The sequence below is a fragment of the Rhodococcus sp. NJ-530 genome, from assembly GCF_003860625.1.
Taxonomy (GTDB): Bacteria; Actinomycetota; Actinomycetes; order Mycobacteriales; family Mycobacteriaceae; genus Rhodococcus_F; species Rhodococcus_F qingshengii.
The window spans coordinates 1254182-1271998 of record NZ_CP034152.1; the positions used below are offsets into that span (position 1 = coordinate 1254182).

20 protein-coding genes are annotated in these 17817 nt (G+C 61.6%); 13 read left to right on the plus strand and 7 right to left on the minus strand.

The window, feature by feature from the left end; genetic code table 11:
* Positions 1 to 34: 34 nt before the first annotated feature.
* The gene (locus EHW12_RS05750) at positions 35 to 1375 is read right to left on the minus strand and encodes a DUF1254 domain-containing protein (RefSeq protein ID WP_073513491.1); all 1341 of its coding nucleotides are present in this window, start codon (positions 1373 to 1375) and stop codon (positions 35 to 37) included.
* A gap of 101 nt (positions 1376 to 1476) precedes the next feature.
* Here EHW12_RS05750 and EHW12_RS05755 point away from each other — a divergent pair, with 101 nt between their 5' ends.
* The 4 genes from EHW12_RS05755 to EHW12_RS05765 all read left to right on the plus strand — a co-directional run bounded on the left by EHW12_RS05755 (position 1477) and on the right by EHW12_RS05765 (position 4023).
* On the plus strand, positions 1477 to 1869 hold the full coding sequence (locus tag EHW12_RS05755; RefSeq protein WP_125050390.1) for a nuclear transport factor 2 family protein: 393 nt from the start codon (positions 1477 to 1479) through the stop codon (positions 1867 to 1869).
* 164 nt (positions 1870 to 2033) lie between these two features.
* Positions 2034 to 2189, plus strand: coding sequence for a DUF6131 family protein (locus EHW12_RS34555; RefSeq protein WP_003945564.1), 156 nt, complete (start codon positions 2034 to 2036; stop codon positions 2187 to 2189).
* A gap of 135 nt (positions 2190 to 2324) precedes the next feature.
* Positions 2325 to 2801, plus strand: a complete 477-nt coding sequence (locus tag EHW12_RS05760; protein WP_125050391.1) for a hypothetical protein — start codon at positions 2325 to 2327, stop codon at positions 2799 to 2801.
* 64 nt (positions 2802 to 2865) lie between these two features.
* The gene (locus EHW12_RS05765) at positions 2866 to 4023 is read left to right on the plus strand and encodes an AI-2E family transporter (protein ID WP_042453495.1); all 1158 of its coding nucleotides are present in this window, start codon (positions 2866 to 2868) and stop codon (positions 4021 to 4023) included.
* Positions 4024 to 4030: 7 nt separating this feature from the next.
* On the opposite strand, the gene EHW12_RS05770 is transcribed toward EHW12_RS05765, so the two are convergent.
* A complete protein-coding gene (locus EHW12_RS05770; protein ID WP_047269301.1) occupies positions 4031 to 4246 on the minus strand; it encodes a hypothetical protein in 216 nt (71 codons plus the stop codon).
* A gap of 187 nt (positions 4247 to 4433) precedes the next feature.
* On the opposite strand from EHW12_RS05770, the gene EHW12_RS05775 reads away from it, so the two are divergent.
* Positions 4434 to 4703 (plus strand): DUF4235 domain-containing protein, encoded by a 270-nt coding sequence (locus EHW12_RS05775; RefSeq protein WP_064112966.1) that lies wholly within the window; start codon positions 4434 to 4436, stop codon positions 4701 to 4703.
* Positions 4704 to 4725: 22 nt separating this feature from the next.
* On the opposite strand, the gene EHW12_RS05780 is transcribed toward EHW12_RS05775, so the two are convergent.
* The gene (locus EHW12_RS05780; RefSeq protein ID WP_047269303.1) at positions 4726 to 5133 is read right to left on the minus strand and encodes a Rid family hydrolase; all 408 of its coding nucleotides are present in this window, start codon (positions 5131 to 5133) and stop codon (positions 4726 to 4728) included.
* Between the two features lie 111 nt (positions 5134 to 5244).
* Here EHW12_RS05780 and EHW12_RS05785 point away from each other — a divergent pair, with 111 nt between their 5' ends.
* A complete protein-coding gene (locus tag EHW12_RS05785) occupies positions 5245 to 5460 on the plus strand; it encodes a BldC family transcriptional regulator (RefSeq protein ID WP_003945782.1) in 216 nt (71 codons plus the stop codon).
* A gap of 72 nt (positions 5461 to 5532) precedes the next feature.
* Here the strand turns inward: EHW12_RS05785 and EHW12_RS05790 are convergent, their stop codons facing one another.
* The 3 genes from EHW12_RS05790 to EHW12_RS05800 are packed head-to-tail and all read right to left on the minus strand — an operon-like array spanning position 5533 to position 8155.
* The gene (locus EHW12_RS05790; protein ID WP_063314911.1) at positions 5533 to 6732 is read right to left on the minus strand and encodes an acetyl-CoA C-acetyltransferase; all 1200 of its coding nucleotides are present in this window, start codon (positions 6730 to 6732) and stop codon (positions 5533 to 5535) included.
* Positions 6729 to 7391, minus strand: a complete 663-nt coding sequence (locus EHW12_RS05795; RefSeq protein WP_007726396.1) for a 3-oxoacid CoA-transferase subunit B — start codon at positions 7389 to 7391, stop codon at positions 6729 to 6731. The genes EHW12_RS05790 and EHW12_RS05795 overlap by 4 nt, the downstream gene beginning before the upstream one ends.
* Positions 7388 to 8155, minus strand: coding sequence for a CoA transferase subunit A (locus EHW12_RS05800; RefSeq protein WP_175280115.1), 768 nt, complete (start codon positions 8153 to 8155; stop codon positions 7388 to 7390). Before EHW12_RS05800 ends, EHW12_RS05795 begins: the two co-directional genes overlap by 4 nt.
* Before the next feature lie 167 nt (positions 8156 to 8322).
* Here EHW12_RS05800 and EHW12_RS05805 point away from each other — a divergent pair, with 167 nt between their 5' ends.
* A complete protein-coding gene (locus EHW12_RS05805) occupies positions 8323 to 9102 on the plus strand; it encodes an IclR family transcriptional regulator (RefSeq protein ID WP_125050392.1) in 780 nt (259 codons plus the stop codon).
* Here EHW12_RS05805 and EHW12_RS05810 read toward each other — a convergent pair.
* A complete protein-coding gene (locus tag EHW12_RS05810; protein WP_125052546.1) occupies positions 9099 to 9701 on the minus strand; it encodes an XRE family transcriptional regulator in 603 nt (200 codons plus the stop codon). The genes EHW12_RS05805 and EHW12_RS05810 overlap by 4 nt on opposite strands.
* 112 nt (positions 9702 to 9813) lie before the next feature.
* On the opposite strand from EHW12_RS05810, the gene EHW12_RS05815 reads away from it, so the two are divergent.
* The 6 genes from EHW12_RS05815 to EHW12_RS05840 all read left to right on the plus strand — a co-directional run bounded on the left by EHW12_RS05815 (position 9814) and on the right by EHW12_RS05840 (position 17783).
* A complete protein-coding gene (locus EHW12_RS05815) occupies positions 9814 to 11217 on the plus strand; it encodes an MFS transporter (RefSeq protein ID WP_064075790.1) in 1404 nt (467 codons plus the stop codon).
* Positions 11218 to 11326: 109 nt separating this feature from the next.
* A complete protein-coding gene (locus tag EHW12_RS05820; protein ID WP_125050393.1) occupies positions 11327 to 13234 on the plus strand; it encodes an alkyl sulfatase dimerization domain-containing protein in 1908 nt (635 codons plus the stop codon).
* 17 nt (positions 13235 to 13251) lie between these two features.
* Positions 13252 to 14232 (plus strand): linear amide C-N hydrolase, encoded by a 981-nt coding sequence (locus EHW12_RS05825; RefSeq protein ID WP_054780862.1) that lies wholly within the window; start codon positions 13252 to 13254, stop codon positions 14230 to 14232.
* A gap of 104 nt (positions 14233 to 14336) precedes the next feature.
* The gene (locus EHW12_RS05830; RefSeq protein WP_125050394.1) at positions 14337 to 15668 is read left to right on the plus strand and encodes an MFS transporter; all 1332 of its coding nucleotides are present in this window, start codon (positions 14337 to 14339) and stop codon (positions 15666 to 15668) included.
* A gap of 46 nt (positions 15669 to 15714) precedes the next feature.
* A complete protein-coding gene (locus tag EHW12_RS05835) occupies positions 15715 to 16911 on the plus strand; it encodes an anhydro-N-acetylmuramic acid kinase (RefSeq protein WP_125050395.1) in 1197 nt (398 codons plus the stop codon).
* A complete protein-coding gene (locus EHW12_RS05840) occupies positions 16908 to 17783 on the plus strand; it encodes a MurR/RpiR family transcriptional regulator (RefSeq protein WP_125050396.1) in 876 nt (291 codons plus the stop codon). Before EHW12_RS05835 ends, EHW12_RS05840 begins: the two co-directional genes overlap by 4 nt.
* The last annotated feature ends 34 nt before the right edge of the window (positions 17784 to 17817 follow it).

Consider the following 17817-nt stretch of genomic DNA (forward strand, 5'->3'; position numbering starts at 1 on the left):
CGGCCCGCACAGGCAGGCCGTCAGACGCGAGCCGTCATTCTCGCGAGCGAGTGATGGCGGGGACGACGTAGGACTGATCGAGCACGGCGGGCGAAGGTTCGTACATTCTCAGTACCGGTCGGAAATCCCCGCGCGGTGCGGGCAGCCAGTTTGCCTTCGCCGTGGGATCTTTCGGCTCCTCGTCGCTGATCGTGATCGTCAACGCACCGTCGGCGTCGTGGACGATTCCTGGAGTGCGGTCGCCGATCGAGTATCGGTCAACGGGGTTCGCCACGAGGAAGAAGTCCGGCACCGAGTACATCGTCAGCGACCAGAAGGCGCTCACCGGCGGAGTGGGGTCGAGTCTGATTGTGTAGGTGTGGGTTCCATTCAACTGCTCGCTCTGATCGTCGACGTAGGTCATGATGTACGCCGCTTCGTAAGGGTGGTTGCCCCACAGCCCGCCCTTGGCAGCCGCGGCGCGTTCGACGATGCGCAACTTGGGATCGGCGATCTTGAATTGTGAATCGTCGATTGTGCCGACCTCGAAGTAGTCGAGGTTGTAGTCGAAGGCGTGGAATGTGAGCTTCCATCCGTTGACTTCGGGGCTGGAGCCTTTCGTGAGGGCCTCGAGCAGGTTCTTCTCACCGATCGTCAATCCGTCAGCCAACGCGGCTGCCTCGTCGGCAGACAGCGATACGTAGGGAGAGGCCCCATGCTCGGTGATTCCGATCGGGGAGAAGGAATCCTGGAGTTCTCGATCGCGCGGGGCCGGCGGAAACGCCTGTGACCAGATGCGGAGTTTCTCGAGGAACAGGAGGTCCTGGCTTACCCCGGGTTCGGGCACTGGGAGACCCGCCGAGTTTCCGGTGGAGTCGACGACGGTCAGCGTGGTGGCGTCCTGCAAGGCGTGCACCGCAGGGAGGTCGTCGTCGCCACCGCATGCCCACCGGCCCACGATCGACGCAATGTTCGTGGGAAATCTGATCACCGTGGTCTGGTCCGCCGGGGTTCCCGTCCAGGTGGGTGGGACGAGAAGGAAGTCTCCGCTCTTCGTGCCGGTGGCCCGATGCCCGACGTAAGCGAAATTATTTGTCCAGGCGTCCACGAACTGGAGGACGTAGTAACGGCCATCGGTATCGGGGACGTGCAGCGAAACGGGGCCGACAGAGAGATCGATCTGCGCCATGGAATACACGGTGTCGTTGTTGATCGTGACGAAAGTGTCTGCCGGCCCGGCCAGTGTGCGGGCGTGGCTGAAGGTGTTGAAAGGTGCGGCGGGGTTCGCTCCGACACCGTTGTGAACATACCGATGGACCTGGTCGAGATTGAAAACGAGGGGAAATCCGTAGATATACGCCTGAGCTGCAAGCTCGGTGCGACTGGTGTCTGTCATCTCTGCCCTCTCGTCGTGCACGTCGGTTCGAAGTCCACCCTGCGGGAACCCTGCCGTCGGGGCATCACCCGCCGAGGGTGACGACGGTAGAGGGAGAAGACATGTCGGATCAGGAGAGTGCGGCATTGGTCGCTGTCGCAGACGAGTGGAACGTCGCGATGTGCTCGAACGACGCCGAACGGATCGGCGATTTCATGGCAGACGACTGGGTGATCGTCTCGGAATCCGGAGTGTCGACCAAAGCGGAGTTCCTGGCCTCGGGCGACCTGACTCATTCGGCGATGGACCGCGTCGGGAGCGCTCGCGTGCGTTTCTTCGGTGACGTCGCACTGTTCACCACGCGGATCGTCAATACCGCGCACTACGGCGGCAGACAATACGACGCCGACGAGTGGACCACCGACGTGTTCGCGCGGCGAGACGGTCGTTGGTGCTGCGTGTTGAGCCACATCACGCCGGCGGTCGAGGCGAAGATCGAGGACGTAGAACTGTGAGGTAGAGATAAGAGAAAGGCTGATGTTTTAACGGAGGCGCTATTGGGTAGTAATACGAGTTTCGCATTTATGAATGTATTTATCGGATTTATCGATTGTGAAGTTTCTGTAGTAGCGTCAGTTGAGTAGATCATTTTGATACGCATACCGGATGAGGTTCTCACATGATTGTTCTCGGCATTATTCTGGCGTTGATCGGCTTTTTCACGGGGTTGAGCATTCTGACCACCGTCGGCATCATCTTGGTCGTCGTAGGTGCAGTTTTGTCCATCCTCGGTGCTACCGGGCGCGCAGTGGGCGGACGAAAAGTCTGGTATTGATCAATACTGCGCGAGTAGCTGAGAAGGCGGTACCCGATCTCTTCGGAGATCGGGTACCGCTTTTTGTGCTCCAACTGGTTTTCGGTCTCTCTACCCCAAATTATCGATCTGAGCGGCATCGGGTAAACATGAAGGATGCTTTCTCGAGACCATGGCGAAGAGAAATCTGCCGAGCGATTCAGATTCCCTCGCAGATGGAATCAGGTTGACGAATCGCGCCGCGGTTTGGTGTTGGCGTGGGTGGCCTTCACGTTGACGTTCGGCGGAGCACGTCTGGTGACGTGGTTGATCCAGATCGACACCAGAGACGTCGGCGACATCAGCGCCGGTGGCACTCATCTGCATCACTATTTATGGGGAATTCTGCTGTTGGCCGGGGTGGCGATCTTCGGACTCGTAGACCGAAGCCCTCGCGCAAGAACATGGATGGGCATCGCGTTGGGCATCGTACTCGGGCTCATCGTCGACGAGGCTGCGTTACTGATCACTCTCGACGACGTCTACTGGCAGAGCGACGGTTGGCCCAGCATCGCCATCGCTGTGTCGATTATCGGAGTGGTAGGAACCGGTCTCGCGCTGACCCGAAGCGGAGCGGAGAAGCCTCGAGGTTGATCCGGCCACGGCACGGGTACTCACTCCCGTGCCGGGAAGTCGCGCGGATCGTGAGGTGGCTTGAATGGATCCCAGTTCCGCGGACACCTCACCGGATTCCGACAGTGAAGTCAAAGCTGCAGATCCGATGGCGGAAGCCGAACGTGAAGCCGCAGCATTGGCGACGCCCGTCCGGCCGCTGGGCGAACCGGGGCCGAGGTTCGATCGTCGTTCACCGTTCTTCATCGGTCTGAGCGCGGCGGCCGGTGTTGCCGTGACGTACGCGGTGATCGAAGTGCTCCTGGCGGCGCGAGGCATGCTGATCCTGATCGTGGTCGCGCTGTTTCTCGCGGTGGGCATCGAACCGATGATCGTCTGGCTTGAGCGGAGACATTTCCGGCGCTGGATCGCGGTCACCGTGGTACTCCTCGGAATTGCGGTGATGCTCGCGCTGTTTCTCGTTGCTGCGATCACTCCGCTGGTCGAGCAGGGACGTCAGTTCGCATCGCACGCTCCCGAACTTCTGACACACATTCGTGACCGGTATCCGATCGTCAGCGACCTCGACGAGAAGTATCACCTCGAGGAGCACCTCACCACCCAACTGGACGGTTCGGGGTCTGCGCTCGCGACGGGTTTGCTCGGAGCGGGGCGCGCGGTGTTCAGCGCAGTCGCCGACGCTGGAATCGTTGCGGTACTGACGACGTACTTCTTGATCGACTATCCACGAATCCGCACGAATCTGTATCGGCTGGTGCCACATTCGCGGCGGCCACGAGCAATCGCCATCGGTGATCAGATACTGGCAGGTGTGGGTGGGTACGTCCTCGGCAATGTTCTGATCTCCGTGATCACCGCAGTGTGCACCTTCGCGTGGTTGTTGATCTTCGACGTGCCGTATCCGTTGATCCTGGCGCTGCTGGTCGCTCTGCTCGATCTGATCCCGATAGTCGGTTCCACGATCGCAGGGGTTGTCGTCGCCCTGGTCTCCCTGACAGTCTCTGTCCCAACGGCATTGGCGACAGTTGCGTTCTTCATTGCGTTACGTCTGCTCGAGGACTACCTGCTCGTTCCGAAGATCATCGGGAAGACGGTGGCGGTCCCGGCACTGGTGACCGTTGTCGCGGTTCTGTTGGGTGGAGCGTTGCTCGGTATTGTCGGTGCGTTGCTGGCGATTCCGGTCGCTGCGGCCTTGCTGCTGCTTGCAAGGGAGACGCTCTTTCCGCGCCTCGACGCTTCTTGACCGGCTTCTATCGGACGCTTCGCGCGCGACGCCGAGAACCAGGATTCTGCTTGGGGCACATCCGAGTCGGGATGGTTTCTCCCTCGGCGGTGATACGGAATACCGAGACTTTCTCGCTACAACCGTGATTCAGATCGACCGCGTATGCGATTGCGGCGCGATCCGAGACGAAATCTTCCATCACCGTTGTACCGTCCGGTAGTTCGATTCTGTAGTTTTCCATGACTTACACAACCTTCTTTCGCTAAGACGATCCTACCCGGCTCGAGAAGTGGCAAACCCGTGGAACACAACGTGCGACAGTCGTCTTCGTGCCTTGCCGGTGCAATGTTTCGACACCTCGCCTGCTGGGTAGTGAGAGTCGGTCAGCCGCTCAGGCGGTACGTATCGAACCACGGAGGATCCGCGCAATGAGCGCAGTATCGAAAGCGATGTACAAGCCACTCTCACTGGCGACCAGCGTCCTGGGCGGCATCGTGGCCGGCGCTGTCTTCCAACAGGTGTGGAAGCGCATCGGTGACGACAAGAATGCGCCCGAGCCCAAAGACTTGAGCAGGTCGAGCAAGGAAGTCCTGATCGCCGCAGCCCTGCAGGGAGCCATCTTCGCTGTTGTGCGAGCCGCAGTGGATCGTGCGGGGGCAAAGGGCTACCGGGCCCTTGCTCATGAAGATCCTCGGTAGGAACGCCCGGTTCGGTTCGAGTTCAGTCGACGACGGCCGCGATTGCCTCGATCTCGACCAGTTGATCGTCGTAACCGAGAACGGTCACACCCATCAGAGTGCTCGGGGCGTCGTGATCACCGAACGCGTCGCGGACTACCTCCCACGCCGCAACCAGGTCGGCTTGATTGCTCGACGCCACGAGGACGCGGGTGTTGATCACGTCGGTGATGGACGCGCCCGCGTCCGAGAGAGCTGTTCTCAGGTTGTCGACGGCCTTGGCTGCCTGTCCTGCGTAGTCACCGATGGCGGCAGTAGAGCCGTCCGCGTTCAGAGGACAGGATCCGGCCAGGAAGATCAGCCGTGCATCGGCGGGAGCCGTTGCTGCATAGGCATATTCAGCCACCGAAGAGAGTGACGTGGAACGGATCAGAGTTACCGACTTCGACATTATTTCCCCAAGGAATAGTAAAGTTTTGCAGCGAGTCTTTCACAGCACGCCAGGGGTTGCCAATTCATCGTCGGACCCATCCATTCAGTCGGCAGCTACGAATGACTGCCAATGAGCCGAGAAGAAGAGCACACAGCACCTGTCGACGAGTGGCTGACGACCAAACAGGTTGCAGCACTGTTCCACGTCGACAGGACCACGGTGTCCAGATGGGCGAGGGAGGGCAAAGTCGGCACTCTGAGAACGCTTGGCGGGCATCGGAGGTACCGGCGATCGGAGATCGAGACGTTGCTGCGTAACCGCTCGACGACGCTCGATCACCAATAACCTCCGGCACGAAACAGACAGGTCGCCGAGCATGATGAGGGCTCGGCGACCTGTCTGGTCAGCAGGAAGTAATCAGGCCTTGGGGACGCGGACGATGAGTGCGTCGCCTTGTCCGCCGCCGCCGCAGAGTGCGGCTGCGCCGATGCCGCCGCCGCGGCGTTGCAGTTCGAGGGCGAGGTGCAGGGCGATGCGGGCGCCGGACATGCCGAGGGGGTGGCCGACGGCGATGGCGCCGCCGTTGACGTTGACCTTGGCGGGGTCGAGGCCGAGTTCGCGGGTGGAGGCGATCCCGACGGCGGCGAATGCTTCGTTGATTTCGACGAGGTCGAGGTCGGTGGGGTCGATGCCTTCCTTCGCGCAGGCTTTGGCGATGGCCCGGGCGGGTTGGGACTGGAGGGTGGAGTCGGGTCCGGCGACGACGCCGTGGGCGCCGATTTCCGCGATCCAGGTCAGGCCGAGTTCTTCGGCTTTGGTTTTGCTCATCACGATCACGGCGGCGGCGCCGTCGGAGATCGGGGAGGCGGAGCCGGCGGTGATGGTGCCGTCCTTGCTGAACGCGGGACGCAGTTTGCCGAGGGATTCGGTGGTGGTGTCGGCGCGGATGCCTTCGTCCTGGGCGAAGACGATGGGCTCGCCCTTGCGTTGGGGGATGGAGACGGGGACGACTTCGTTGTCGAAGAGGCCGTCTTTCCAGGCGCGGGCCGCGTTCTGGTGTGAGGCGGCGGCGAAGGCGTCCTGCTCGGCGCGGGTGATGTGGGCGGTTTCTTGTTGGTTGACTTGTTCGGTGAGCAGGCCCATGGCCTGGTCGGTGAAGATGTCGTGGAGGCCGTCGTAGGCCATGTGGTCGCGGAGGGTGACGTCGCCGTATTTGAAGCCTTCGCGGCTTTTTTCGAGCATGTGGGGTGCGCGGGACATCGATTCCTGCCCGCCGGCGACGACGATGTCGAATTCGCCGGCGCGGATGAGTTGGTCGGCGAGGGCGATGGCGTCGATGCCGGAGAGGCACACTTTGTTGATGCTCAGGGCGGGGACATTCATGGGGATGCCGGCGGCGACGGCGGCTTGGCGGGCGGGCATCTGGCCGGCGCCGGCGGTGAGGACCTGTCCCATGATGACGTAGTCGACCTGTTCGGGTGCGACTCCGGACTTGTCGAGGGCGCCTTTGATGGCGATGCCGCCGAGGTCGGACCCGGAGAGGTCTTTCAACGATCCGAGGAGTCGACCCATCGGGGTACGAGCTCCCGCAACAATCACAGTGGTCGTGTCGGTCATGCCAGTTCAACTTTCAGTTCGGTGCCGGTTGCGGCGACTACGTCTTCGACGCTGACATCGGGGGCGAGTTCACGCAGGACGAGTGGACCTTCTTCGCTCACGTCGATGACGGCGAGGTTGGTGATGATCCGATTCACCACGCCCTGGCCGGTGAGCGGCAGGGTGCAGGCGTCAACGATCTTGGGGTTGCCGTCGCGGTCGTTGTGCTCCATGACGACGATGACGCGTCGGGCTCCGTGGACCAGGTCCATCGCGCCGCCCATGCCCTTGACCATCTTCCCGGGGACCATCCAGTTTGCGAGGTCGCCCGTCTTCGACACCTGCATACCGCCGAGGACTGCGGTGTCGATGTGGCCGCCGCGGATCATCCCGAACGAGAGGGCCGAATCAAAATATGCTGCACCGGGGTTGACGGTCACGGTCTCTTTGCCAGCGTTGATGAGGTCAGGATCGACGTTGTCCTCGGTGGGATACGGTCCGGTGCCGAGAATTCCGTTCTCCGAGTGCAGGACCACACGAACGTCCGAGCCCAGGTATCCGGGAATCAGTGTGGGAAGGCCGATTCCGAGATTGACGTACTCCCCGTCGATCATCTCTGCAGCCGCCCGCGCTGCCATCTGCTGGCGCGTCCAACCCGTCACTGTCACTGGTGCGGTCATCGTGAGGTTCCTTCCGAAGCGCTGACGGTTCGCTTTTCGATTCGCTTGTTCTGAGGGCCGGTGTGCACAATTCTCTGCACGAAGACTCCGGGCAGGTGCACCGATGCCGGATCGATTTCACCGGGTTCGACGAGGCGTTCCACCTGCGCGATGGTGATGCGGCCGGCCATGGCAGCGAGAGGGTTGAAGTTCATCGCGGTCTTGTCGAACACCAGGTTGCCGTCGGTGTCACCGAGAACGGCGTGCACGAGTGCGTAGTCGGCGTTGATCGCCTCTTCCATCACGTAACGCTTGGTTCCGAAGACGCGAGTCTCCTTCGGAGGCGATGCAATAGCGATCGAGCCGTCGGCGTCGTAACGCCACGGCATTCCGCCGTCGGAGATGGGGCTACCCACTCCGGCCGGTGTGAAGAATGCCGGGATTCCGGTTCCGCCGGCGCGCAGACGCTCAGCGAGCGTTCCCTGCGGCGTCAGTTCCACTTCGAGTTCGCCGGCCAGGTACTGCCGGGCGAACTCCTTGTTCTCGCCGACGTACGACGCGGTCACTCGTCGGATACGGCCGGCGCTCAGCAAGATTCCGAGACCGTGATCGTCGACACCGCAGTTGTTGGAGAACACCTCGAGGTCGGTTGCACTCGTAGCTGCGATCGCGTCGATCAACACGTCGGGGATGCCGCACAAGCCGAATCCGCCGACGGCCAGCGTTGCGCCGTCGACGATGTCGGCGACCGCCTCCGCTGCGGACTCGTACACCTTTGCTGTCATGTTCTCTCCCTGCCAAGCGTTCATTGAGTAGACACTCACTCACTTCGATATCCAGTGAACTATCTCCAGTTCACAGGTTCAAGGAATCTCGAACATCAACCGAGAACTGATCGACTACTGATCGTCTGAAGGAATTTCGTTCATTGAATGGACGCTAGGATGGCTGCATGCCAACTCACGGGCAATCGCCGGCCATGGTCGCGCGGGTGGCTGCACTTCTGCGAGCCCTCGGCGCGTCCGAACCAACGGGCACTTCCACCACGGAATTGGGCAAGGTCACCGGCCTCGCTCGGCCCACTGCGCACCGACTGCTCACGTCCCTGGCTGCCGAAGGACTGGTCGACCGTGACGCACGAACCGGTCGGTGGTCTCTCGGCCCGGAGTTGTACCTCCTGGGGGCGGCGGCCGGAAATCGGTACGACATCACCGACCGGGCTCGCGACGTCGTCGACGAACTTGCCCGGGTCACGGGGGAGAGCGCCTTCCTGTCGGCACGCCGAGGTGACGAGACCGTCTGCATCCTGAGTCAGGAAGGCAGTTTTCCACTGCGATCTCACGTGCTGCACGAGGGGAAGCGATTCCCGTTGGGGGTCGCGTCGGCGGGGCTTGCCATCTTGAGCCATCTACCGACGCGGGACGTCGACGACTATTTCGCCCGAGTGAATCTGGAATCGGAATGGGGTGAGATCCACAGTGAGGCATCACTCCGTGAGCGAATCGAGTCGACGCGGGTCACCGGCTACGCCGTCAATCCAGCCCTCATCGTCGAGGGAAGCTGGGGGATGGGTGCCGCGGTGTTCGACCGCAACGGTCGCCCGGCCTGGGCGTTGAGCCTGACCGGAGTGGAAACTCGCTTCCGGCCCGCGCGTCATGCCGAGTTGGGAACGCTGCTCCTCGAGCACGCTCACACACTGTCGAACCGATTGAAAACGCATGCAGTGAACTAACTTTCGGGAACCAGGTCTTGTGCAGTAGTAGTTTTTGCCTTCGTGCGCACGTGTGCCTTCTCGCCTTGCGGGCCGAACAGGTGCAAGATCTCCACCACCTGTTCATCGGCAGGCCCGAACCAATGGGGCTCGGCAGTGTCGAACTCCGCGACTTCCCCGGGGTGCAGGACAACCTCGTTCGCCCCCAGGATGAGACGCAGATCCCCGGCGAGGACGTAGAGCCATTCGTAGCCGGCGTGGGTGACGAGCTTCGGTGGACGCGGCCCGATCACCTGCTTGAAGACCTGCACTCGGCCGGGATAGCGCGTCAACGGAACGACGGCACTGCCGTTCTTGCGTCGGCTCGGGGTGAGATGGACCCGAGGATCGCCCGTAGCGGGGGCGCCGACGAGTTGGTCCAGCGCGACCCGGTGCGCTCGGGCAAGCGGCAACAGCAGATCGAGGGTGGGACGACGCTTACCCGATTCGAGGCGTGAGAGTGCGCTGACGGAGATGCCGGTGGCTTCGGACAGGCCCTCGAGGGTCAATCCGCGATCGCGTCGGAGCGTGCGCAGTCTCGGTCCGATATCGGTGATCAACTGCTCGAATTCAGCATCCATGCTGTCCATCTTTGCAGTTTCCGCAAAATTTCTACCGGCTTCGGACGCTGGAGAGCAACGATCCTTTCGACAGTCGAGTACGGCAGAGCACTTCGAGAGATGGAGTCCGACCATGAAACCTTCGAGCGGGATCGAACCGCAAGTGATCGGACTCGATGCAGGGCGGCGATGGGGCATCCTGGCGATCTGCTGCACGAGCCTGTTCGTCGTCGGGTTGGACACCACCATCGTCAACGTGGCCCTGCCGACGATCGGTGAGGGATTTCGCGTCGGAACCCGTGGTCTGGAATGGGTCGTCAACGCATACACACTCGTCCTGGCGAGCTTGCTGATCTCGTCCGGAGCAGTGGCCGATCGTTTCGGCAGGAGACGAGTCTTTCAGATCGGGCTCGTCGTCTTCGGGGTGGCGTCGATTGCCTGCGCGCTCGCTCCGTCCGTCGAGATGTTGATCGCGGCGCGGATCGTCCAAGGCGTCGGCGGGTCGATGCTCAGTCCGGTTGCCTTGGCGATCGTCGTCAACGTGATGACCGACCCGAAGGAGCGGGCCAAGGCAATCGGGGTGTGGGCCGCGGTCTTCGGCCTGAGTATGGCGGCAGGGCCGATCGTCGGCGGCGTGCTCATCGAAAGTTTCGGCTGGCGATCGGTTTTCTGGATCAACGTGCCGGTGATCTTGGCCGTGCTCGTCTTGACTGCTGTGTTTGTTCCGGAGTCCCGAGCGCAGCAGTCGCGACGACTCGATCTTCCCGGTCAGTTGCTACTGGTGATTCTTGTCGGCGGGGCGGTTGCCCTTCTGATCGAGGGTCCGCGAATCGGATGGTTCTCTGCCGCGGCGACGGCAGGGTATGTCGTTGTTGCTGCAGCGTTGGCCGCATTCATCCGCGTCGAATCACGCAAGCGCGAGCCACTGATGGATCTCGCACTCTTCCGCCGCAGACCGTTCTCGTCGGCTGTGGTCGGCGCTGTCGTGGTGTTCGTGGCGTTGAACGCGACGCTACTGCTCGGCACGTTCTACTTGCAGCACTCCCGCGGTATGAGTCCGGCCCTGGCCGGCGCGATCACCCTCCCGATGGCTGTTGCGGCAACGGTCTGCGCGCCGTTGTCCGGAATACTCGTCGGACGCTTCGGCCCGCGGCGACCGCTGCTGATCGCCGGTAGTTTCACGACGCTCGGTGGACTGTGCCTGGTCTCGCTCGACAACAACACGGCGATTCCGATGCTCTTGGCCGCTTACCTGTTCCTCGGTATCGGATTCGGGTTCTCGAATGCCCCGATCACCAACACCGCCGTCAACGGGTTGCCGAGATCGCAGGCGGGGCTTGCTGGTGGAATAACCTCCAGTGCACGCCAATTCGGTGCTGCTCTCGGTGTTGCGCTGGCCGGTGGCATCATCGGCGGCAGTGCATCGGTGGATGTCGCGCAGGCATCGAGGTCGGGATGGATCCTGGTTGCCGGATGTGGGATCGCGGTCCTGGTGATTGCACTCGCATCTCGGAATTCCGAGGAACTCCCCGGCTGATCACCTCGCGTGTTCGTGGGAGCTTCACCCTGCGCGGGTGATTCCAAGCGCGTGCCCAACCGATACAGATGATGGGGTATCAGATCGTCGTATCCGAGCGGGGAGTGCCATGTGCCAGACACCGAAGGACGCAACACCGGCCACAGTCACGGCGAATCGCGAGGCAGTCGCACGGTATGCCATGGACGACCGGCAGGATTTTGCCGACGCGGATCGAGGGTTGATCGCTCCGTTGCCGGGCAAGGTTGTCGCCGATGACGGGCATACGGTCTTCGATCCTGATGCGATGGCATACCTCGGTGACGATGTTGCCGCGCCGGAGACAGTCAATCCGAGCCTGTGGCGTCAAGGACAACTGATGCGCCGAGGTGGTCTGTATCAGGTGACGGATCGCCTTTACCAGGTACGGAACAACGACCGGGCAAATTTGACGGTTGTCGAAGGTGGCGAGGGACTGATCGTCATCGACTGTATGGCGGGGGTCGAATCGGCGCGCCAGGGTATGAAGATGATTCGTGAGCACGTCAGCGACAAGCCAGTTTCGGCGATCATCTACACGCACACCCACATCGACCACTACGGCGGAGTCAAAGGGATCGTCGATCTGGACGACGTGACGTCCGGGCGAGTTCCGATCATCGCACCGGGCACGATCGCGTCGTTCGACAAGTTCGCGATCGGGGAAAACGTCGTCGCCGGAAATGCCATGGCGAGACGGTCCTTCTACGCCTTCGGTGGATTGCTCGATCTCGATGCCAAAGGGATGGTTACCTGCGGCATCGGCACGATCAGCACGAAAGGTCCACTTGTCTCGTATATTTCCCCCACTGACAGCATCACGGAGACCGGAACGAAGCGTGAGATAGCCGGTCTGGAATTCGAGTTCCTCTACGCGCCGGATACCGAGGCCCCGGAGGAAATGCACATCTGGATCCCCGAACTCGCCGCGCTGACCTGTGCGGAGAATGCCAATCATTCGCTCCACAACATCCAGACCTTAAGAGGTGCGCGCACTCGCGACGCTCGGAACTTCGCGCGGTATCTGGACGAGACTCTCGAGCGGTGGGGAGACGACGCGGCTGTTCACTACGGACCGCACACGTGGCCGGTGTGGGGTAACGAGAACCTGGTGCCGTTCATCGAATCGCAAAGGGACACTTACAAGTACATTCACGACCAGGCACTCCGTCTCGCGAACAAGGGGTACACGCCGCTCGAAGCTGCCGAGGTGATCGAACTACCGGACGAACTCGGGCGCAAGTGGTACAACCGCGGATATCACGGCACTCTGCACCACGACGTTCGCGCCGTGTACACCAAGGAACTGGGAATGTGGGACGGCGATCCGGTGTCGCTTCATCCTCATCCGCCGGTCGAATCGGCGAAGAGGTTCGTCGATCTCCTTGGCGCGCAGAAGATCCTGGACGAGGGTAAGCGGGCATTCGACGCCGCGGACTACCGATGGGCGGCAGAGATCCTGCACAAGTTGGTGTTCGCGCAACCGGAGAACGCCGAAGCGAGGAACCTGCAAGCCGACGTCTACGAGCAGATGGGCTATCAAGCCGAAGGGCCGCAGTGGCGTGGGATCTATCTCTCGGCCGCCCTGGAGCTCCGTGAAGGCGCCCAGCCCGCCCCGTATGTCACCGCGAGCCAGGACAGTGTCCTCGCGATGCCCATCGACATCCTCTTCGACTTCGTCGCAATACATCTCATCGGCGACAAGGCCACCGACGCGGAACTGCGGATCGATTTCGTGTTCACCGATCGCGGCGACGAGGCATGGACTGCGTGGGTCAAGCGCGGCGTCCTCAACGCACGTAAGGGCGCGTCACCGAACACACAACTGACGGTCTCGGGCCCGAAAGCGGCACTCGTGGGAGCGCTTCTGCAACCGGGCGCGGCCGCCGAACTGGCCAAGGCCGGGCAGATTTCGCTCGACGGAGACGAATCAGCGCTCGAGACGCTGGGAGGGTTGCTCGATACCTTCGATCCCAGTTTCAATATCGTCACGCCGTAACGAAGGGATAGCTTTCGATGTGTACACGCTTGGTCTACTTGGGGCCCAACGACACTGTGATCACTGCTCGATCGATGGATTGGAAGGTCGACCTCGGAACAAACCTCTGGGCATTCCCGCGCGGCATGACCAGAGAGGGCTGTGCAGGTCCGAACTCGATACAGTGGACGTCGAAATACGGAAGTGTTGTCGCGACGGCCTACGACATGTGCACGACCGACGGGGTCAACGAGGCTGGGCTGTCTGCCAATCTTTTGTGGTTGGTCGAGTCCGAGTACCCGACGTATGACGGTTCGACCCCGGGATTGTCGATCGCGGCGTGGGCGCAATACGTCCTGGATCGCTTTGCGACAGTTCAGGAAGCGGTCGAAGTACTCGCGTCGGAACCGTTCACGGTAGTGACCGCTGCCGTTCCCGGCGAAGACCGCCTCGCAACGCTGCACATGTCGCTCTCGGACGCCGGGGGAGACAGCGCGATCATCGAGTACGTCGGTGGACGCCCGACGATTCATCACAGCCGTGAGTACCAGGTGATGACCAATTCGCCGATCTTCGATCAGCAACTCGCCGTCAACGAGTACTGGAAGCAGATCAACGGGACCGTCATGCTGCCCGGAACAAACCGTGCCGCTGACAGATTCGCTCGGGCGTCGTTCTATGTCGATGCGATACCGCAGACGGACGATCCGCGGGCGGCGTTGGCATCCACCTTCAGTGTTATTCGGAATGTGTCGGTGCCCCTGGGGATTTCGACTCCCGATGAGCCCAACATTTCATCGACCCGTTGGCGCACCGTCGTCGATCACAAACGCACGCTCTATTTCTTCGAGTCGGCGATGACGCCCAATATCTTCTGGGTGGACGTGGCGTCGATGGATCTCGCGGAAGGGACACCCGTCCGAAAGCTCGGACTCGGACCGAACGAGAGCACCGTCTATTCCGGTGACTCCACTGACCAGTTCGAACGGGCGGAGGCATTCACGTTCGCGGGAGCATAAGGCTTCGGGGCGTAGTAAAAATCCAATCGTGAAACTTCTTGACATTTCTACTCCGTTCAGATGAAACTTTGTTGCATATTCGGGTTTCGTCAACGGAGGACGGCATGGGCATCACAGTGCAGACACGGAACGATGGTGCGCAGCTCAAACGGCGCAGGGCGCTCGTCGCCGGCTCCGTCGGAAATTTCATCGAGTGGTACGAGTTCGGTGTGTACGGGTTCTTCGCGACGATCATCGCGTCGAACTTCTTCAGCGCCGACGGCTCCGGCGACCTCGAAAGCCTGATCAAGACCTACGCGTCGTTTGCGTTGGCGTTTTTCTTCCGCCCAGTGGGGGCCGCGCTGTTCGGTCGACTCGGTGACCGCATCGGCCGACGTCCCACCCTGGTGATCGTTCTTCTGCTGATGTCGGCTGCGACGACCCTGATCGGTGTGCTCCCCACCTACGAGAGCGTCGGAATTCTGGCACCGCTTCTCTTGACGGTCCTTCGAATTCTGCAGGGATTGTCGGCCGGTGGTGAGTTCGGCGGTGCAGTGTCGGTGATGACCGAGTTCGCTCCGCCCGGACGACGTGGGCTGTACGGCTCGTGGCAGTCGTTCACCGTCGCACTCGGACTGCTCGCCGGTGCGGGGATCGCAGCACTCCTCGCTACTGTCCTCGACTCGGGTCAGCTTAACGACTGGGGCTGGCGCATTCCGTTCCTCCTTGCACTTCCGATGGGTCTGGTTGCTCTGTGGCTCAGGCTCCGCCTCGAAGAAACGCCGTCGTTCGAGCGTGCTCGATCAGTCCAGTCCGAACCGACAGCTGATGAAGCGGCGCCTGTAGTGCAGCCGACTGTCGGAGAGACAGCCAAGGCGATTCTGCTCGGAATCGGGCGGTTGATGGGGTGGTCTGCTGCCGGTTACACGTTCCTCGTCGTGATGCCGACTTATCTTCAGAGTTCACTCAACGCGACTTTCCATCAGGCACTTGTTGCTTCCGTGCTCGCCAATGCGGGCTTCGCGGTGACCATTCCGATCGCGGGTGGACTCAGCGATCGCATCGGACGACGCGCGGTCATGCTCACCGGCACCGTGATAATTCTGGTCTTGGCTCTGCCGCTGCTCAACGTCCTGCAGAATGAGCAGACGTCTCTGACAGCCAAGGGATTTGCAGTGTTTGCCGCCGGCGCCGCAGTGGGACTTGTTGCCGGACCAGGACCCGCCATGCTCTCCGAGATGTTCCCCACCTCGGTCCGGTACACCGGATTGGGACTCGCATACTCCCTGTCCAACGCGGTCTTTTCGGGCTGCGCCGGTCTGATCATCACGTGGTTGATCAAGGAAACGTCCAATCTCGATATTCCGGCCTACTTCGTGATGGCAACGTGCGCCGTCAGCGCGATCGCCTTGAGTACCTTGCGAGGGAATGCCCACAAGCGGGCACTCGTCGACTGACCGCAGTTCTTCCGAATGCCGAAACGATGCGAGTAAGGGATATTTCATGAGAGTCATCGGTCTGATGTCCGGTACTTCGTACGACGCTATCGATGCTGCCGCAGCAGACATCCGGATCGACGGGGACACTCTTGTGCTGACCCCACTGGGGATGGTCAGCGAACCATATTCCGGTGAGTTGCGGGCAGCGGTGGCTGCTGCGGTACCGCCGGCGTCCACCACTGTCGGTCAGATCTGCCAACTCGACACCGAGATCGGACAGGCATTCGCGGCCGTGGCTGCGCGGGCGAACGCGGAACTGCGCGGTGGCAGTGCGGAATTGATCTCCTCACATGGTCAGACGATGTTCCACTGGGTCGAAGGAGCGCAAGTAAAAGGCACTCTCCAGCTCGGGCAGCCGGCCTGGATAGCCGAGAAGACCGGATGCACGGTCGTGTCGGACCTGCGCTCTCGCGACGTGGCGACGGGTGGTCAGGGCGCTCCACTTGTCAGCGCATTCGACGTATTGTGGCTCAACGGAAGAACTTCGGGTTCCGTCGCGCTCAATCTCGGTGGCATCGCGAACGTCACTGCTCCGGGTGGCGCCCCGACATCGACGGCAGAAGGTGCCGCAGTGCCGATTGCCTTCGACACCGGCCCCGCAAATGCGCTGATCGACGCTGCGGTAGGCGAATTCACTGCCGGGGAGCAGTGGTTCGATCTCGGTGGGGCTCTGGGCGCAGCGGGCACACCGAACGTCGATCTGCTGGCACAACTACTGAGCGAACCGTATTACGCGCGGCCCGCTCCCAAGAGCACGGGCAAGGAACTGTTCCATCGGGACTATCTACTCGCCGCTCTGCGTGGCTACGAGTCCTTGTCTCTGGCCGACATCGTCGCGACACTGACTGCACTGACCGCCCGGACCGTCGCCGATTCCGTCAAAGCACTCGCGGCCACCGAAGTGGTGGTGTCAGGCGGTGGCACCAAGAATCCGACGTTGATGGCGATGCTCCGTGACGAACTGGGCGACATAGCGCTTGTCTCTTCGGACGAGCTCGGCGTCACCTCCGATATCAAGGAAGCATTGGCTTTCGCGGTTCTCGGCTATCTCACCGCGCACGGATTGCCCGGCAGCATTGCTTCGTGCACCGGTGCGCGTCACGCCAGTGTGCTCGGATCTCTGACGCCAGGAAGCCGTGGGCTGCCTAGAATCACATCGGTGCCGTCAGCTCCGAGAACGATGCGAATCGAGGCGTTATGACTTTGGACCGGAGTGCTCCGGCGTCCGTCGACCTGCTTGCTCGTATTCGTGCATCACTGAGTAGCCTCTCGCCTGCCGAGCTGCGGATCGCCGAAATCATCGAAGCCGACCCCAGTCTGGCGTCCACACTGACGGTCAACGATCTTGCTGAACGAGCGTCGACAAGCACGGCGACAGTGGTCCGCACAGCCAAACGACTCGGTTTCGAGGGTTATCCACAGCTTCGTCTCGCGCTGGCGGCGATCAGCGGGTCCGGTACAGAGAACACGATCCCGCTCGGTGTGGACATCGTTGCTGCCGACTCGGCCGGTGAGGTGATGGCCAAGCTCGCCGAGTTCGAATCCGAACAACTCAAGGGCACGGCGCAATTGACAGATCCTGCTGCGCTCGAAGAAGTTGTGTCCCGGATTCGATCCGCCCGCCGCGTCGAGGTCTACGGCATCGGCGCCTCTGGCATCGTCGCGCGAGACCTCACGTTGAAGCTCTCTCGCATCGACGTCAACTGCCGGGTTCATCTCGACCGATACGCGGCCATGGTCAGCGCCAGCTTGCTCGGACCGGACGACATCGCAGTGGGGATCTCACATTCGGGTGAGACTTCGGATGTCGTGGAACCACTTGCCCTTGCCCGTCGAACCGGGGCGTCGACGGCTGCGATCACCGGAGGGGCGCGATCGACGCTCGCCGTGCAGTCACATCACGTTCTGCTCACTGCCGGTAGAGAATTCGGTTTCCGGTCGGCTGCGATGGCAAGCCGCACCGGTCAGCTGTTGGTAGTCGACACAATTTTTGCGATGGTGGCGCACTCGCTGCCCAGCGCACTCTCTGCTCTACAACGAAGCCATGATGCCATTGCTTCGAAGCGGCACTGACGAGGAGTCGTCGCTGTGAGTACTGACGAGGAGT

Bases quoted from the DNA above. Each gene is read 5' to 3' on its own strand.
- EHW12_RS05750 (WP_073513491.1), bottom strand. From the start codon at position 1,375: ATGACAGACACCAGTCGCACCGAGCTTGCAGCTCAGGCGTATATCTAC.
- EHW12_RS05755 (WP_125050390.1), top strand. From the start codon at position 1,477: ATGTCGGATCAGGAGAGTGCGGCATTGGTCGCTGTCGCAGACGAGTGG.
- EHW12_RS34555 (WP_003945564.1), top strand. From the start codon at position 2,034: ATGATTGTTCTCGGCATTATTCTGGCGTTGATCGGCTTTTTCACGGGG.
- EHW12_RS05760 (WP_125050391.1), top strand. From the start codon at position 2,325: ATGCTTTCTCGAGACCATGGCGAAGAGAAATCTGCCGAGCGATTCAGA.
- EHW12_RS05765 (WP_042453495.1), top strand. From the start codon at position 2,866: ATGGATCCCAGTTCCGCGGACACCTCACCGGATTCCGACAGTGAAGTC.
- EHW12_RS05770 (WP_047269301.1), bottom strand. From the start codon at position 4,246: ATGGAAAACTACAGAATCGAACTACCGGACGGTACAACGGTGATGGAA.
- EHW12_RS05775 (WP_064112966.1), top strand. From the start codon at position 4,434: ATGAGCGCAGTATCGAAAGCGATGTACAAGCCACTCTCACTGGCGACC.
- EHW12_RS05780 (WP_047269303.1), bottom strand. From the start codon at position 5,133: ATGTCGAAGTCGGTAACTCTGATCCGTTCCACGTCACTCTCTTCGGTG.
- EHW12_RS05785 (WP_003945782.1), top strand. From the start codon at position 5,245: ATGAGCCGAGAAGAAGAGCACACAGCACCTGTCGACGAGTGGCTGACG.
- EHW12_RS05790 (WP_063314911.1), bottom strand. From the start codon at position 6,732: ATGACCGACACGACCACTGTGATTGTTGCGGGAGCTCGTACCCCGATG.
- EHW12_RS05795 (WP_007726396.1), bottom strand. From the start codon at position 7,391: ATGACCGCACCAGTGACAGTGACGGGTTGGACGCGCCAGCAGATGGCA.
- EHW12_RS05800 (WP_175280115.1), bottom strand. From the start codon at position 8,155: ATGACAGCAAAGGTGTACGAGTCCGCAGCGGAGGCGGTCGCCGACATC.
- EHW12_RS05805 (WP_125050392.1), top strand. From the start codon at position 8,323: ATGCCAACTCACGGGCAATCGCCGGCCATGGTCGCGCGGGTGGCTGCA.
- EHW12_RS05810 (WP_125052546.1), bottom strand. From the start codon at position 9,701: ATGGATGCTGAATTCGAGCAGTTGATCACCGATATCGGACCGAGACTG.
- EHW12_RS05815 (WP_064075790.1), top strand. From the start codon at position 9,814: ATGAAACCTTCGAGCGGGATCGAACCGCAAGTGATCGGACTCGATGCA.
- EHW12_RS05820 (WP_125050393.1), top strand. From the start codon at position 11,327: ATGTGCCAGACACCGAAGGACGCAACACCGGCCACAGTCACGGCGAAT.
- EHW12_RS05825 (WP_054780862.1), top strand. From the start codon at position 13,252: ATGTGTACACGCTTGGTCTACTTGGGGCCCAACGACACTGTGATCACT.
- EHW12_RS05830 (WP_125050394.1), top strand. From the start codon at position 14,337: ATGGGCATCACAGTGCAGACACGGAACGATGGTGCGCAGCTCAAACGG.
- EHW12_RS05835 (WP_125050395.1), top strand. From the start codon at position 15,715: ATGAGAGTCATCGGTCTGATGTCCGGTACTTCGTACGACGCTATCGAT.
- EHW12_RS05840 (WP_125050396.1), top strand. From the start codon at position 16,908: ATGACTTTGGACCGGAGTGCTCCGGCGTCCGTCGACCTGCTTGCTCGT.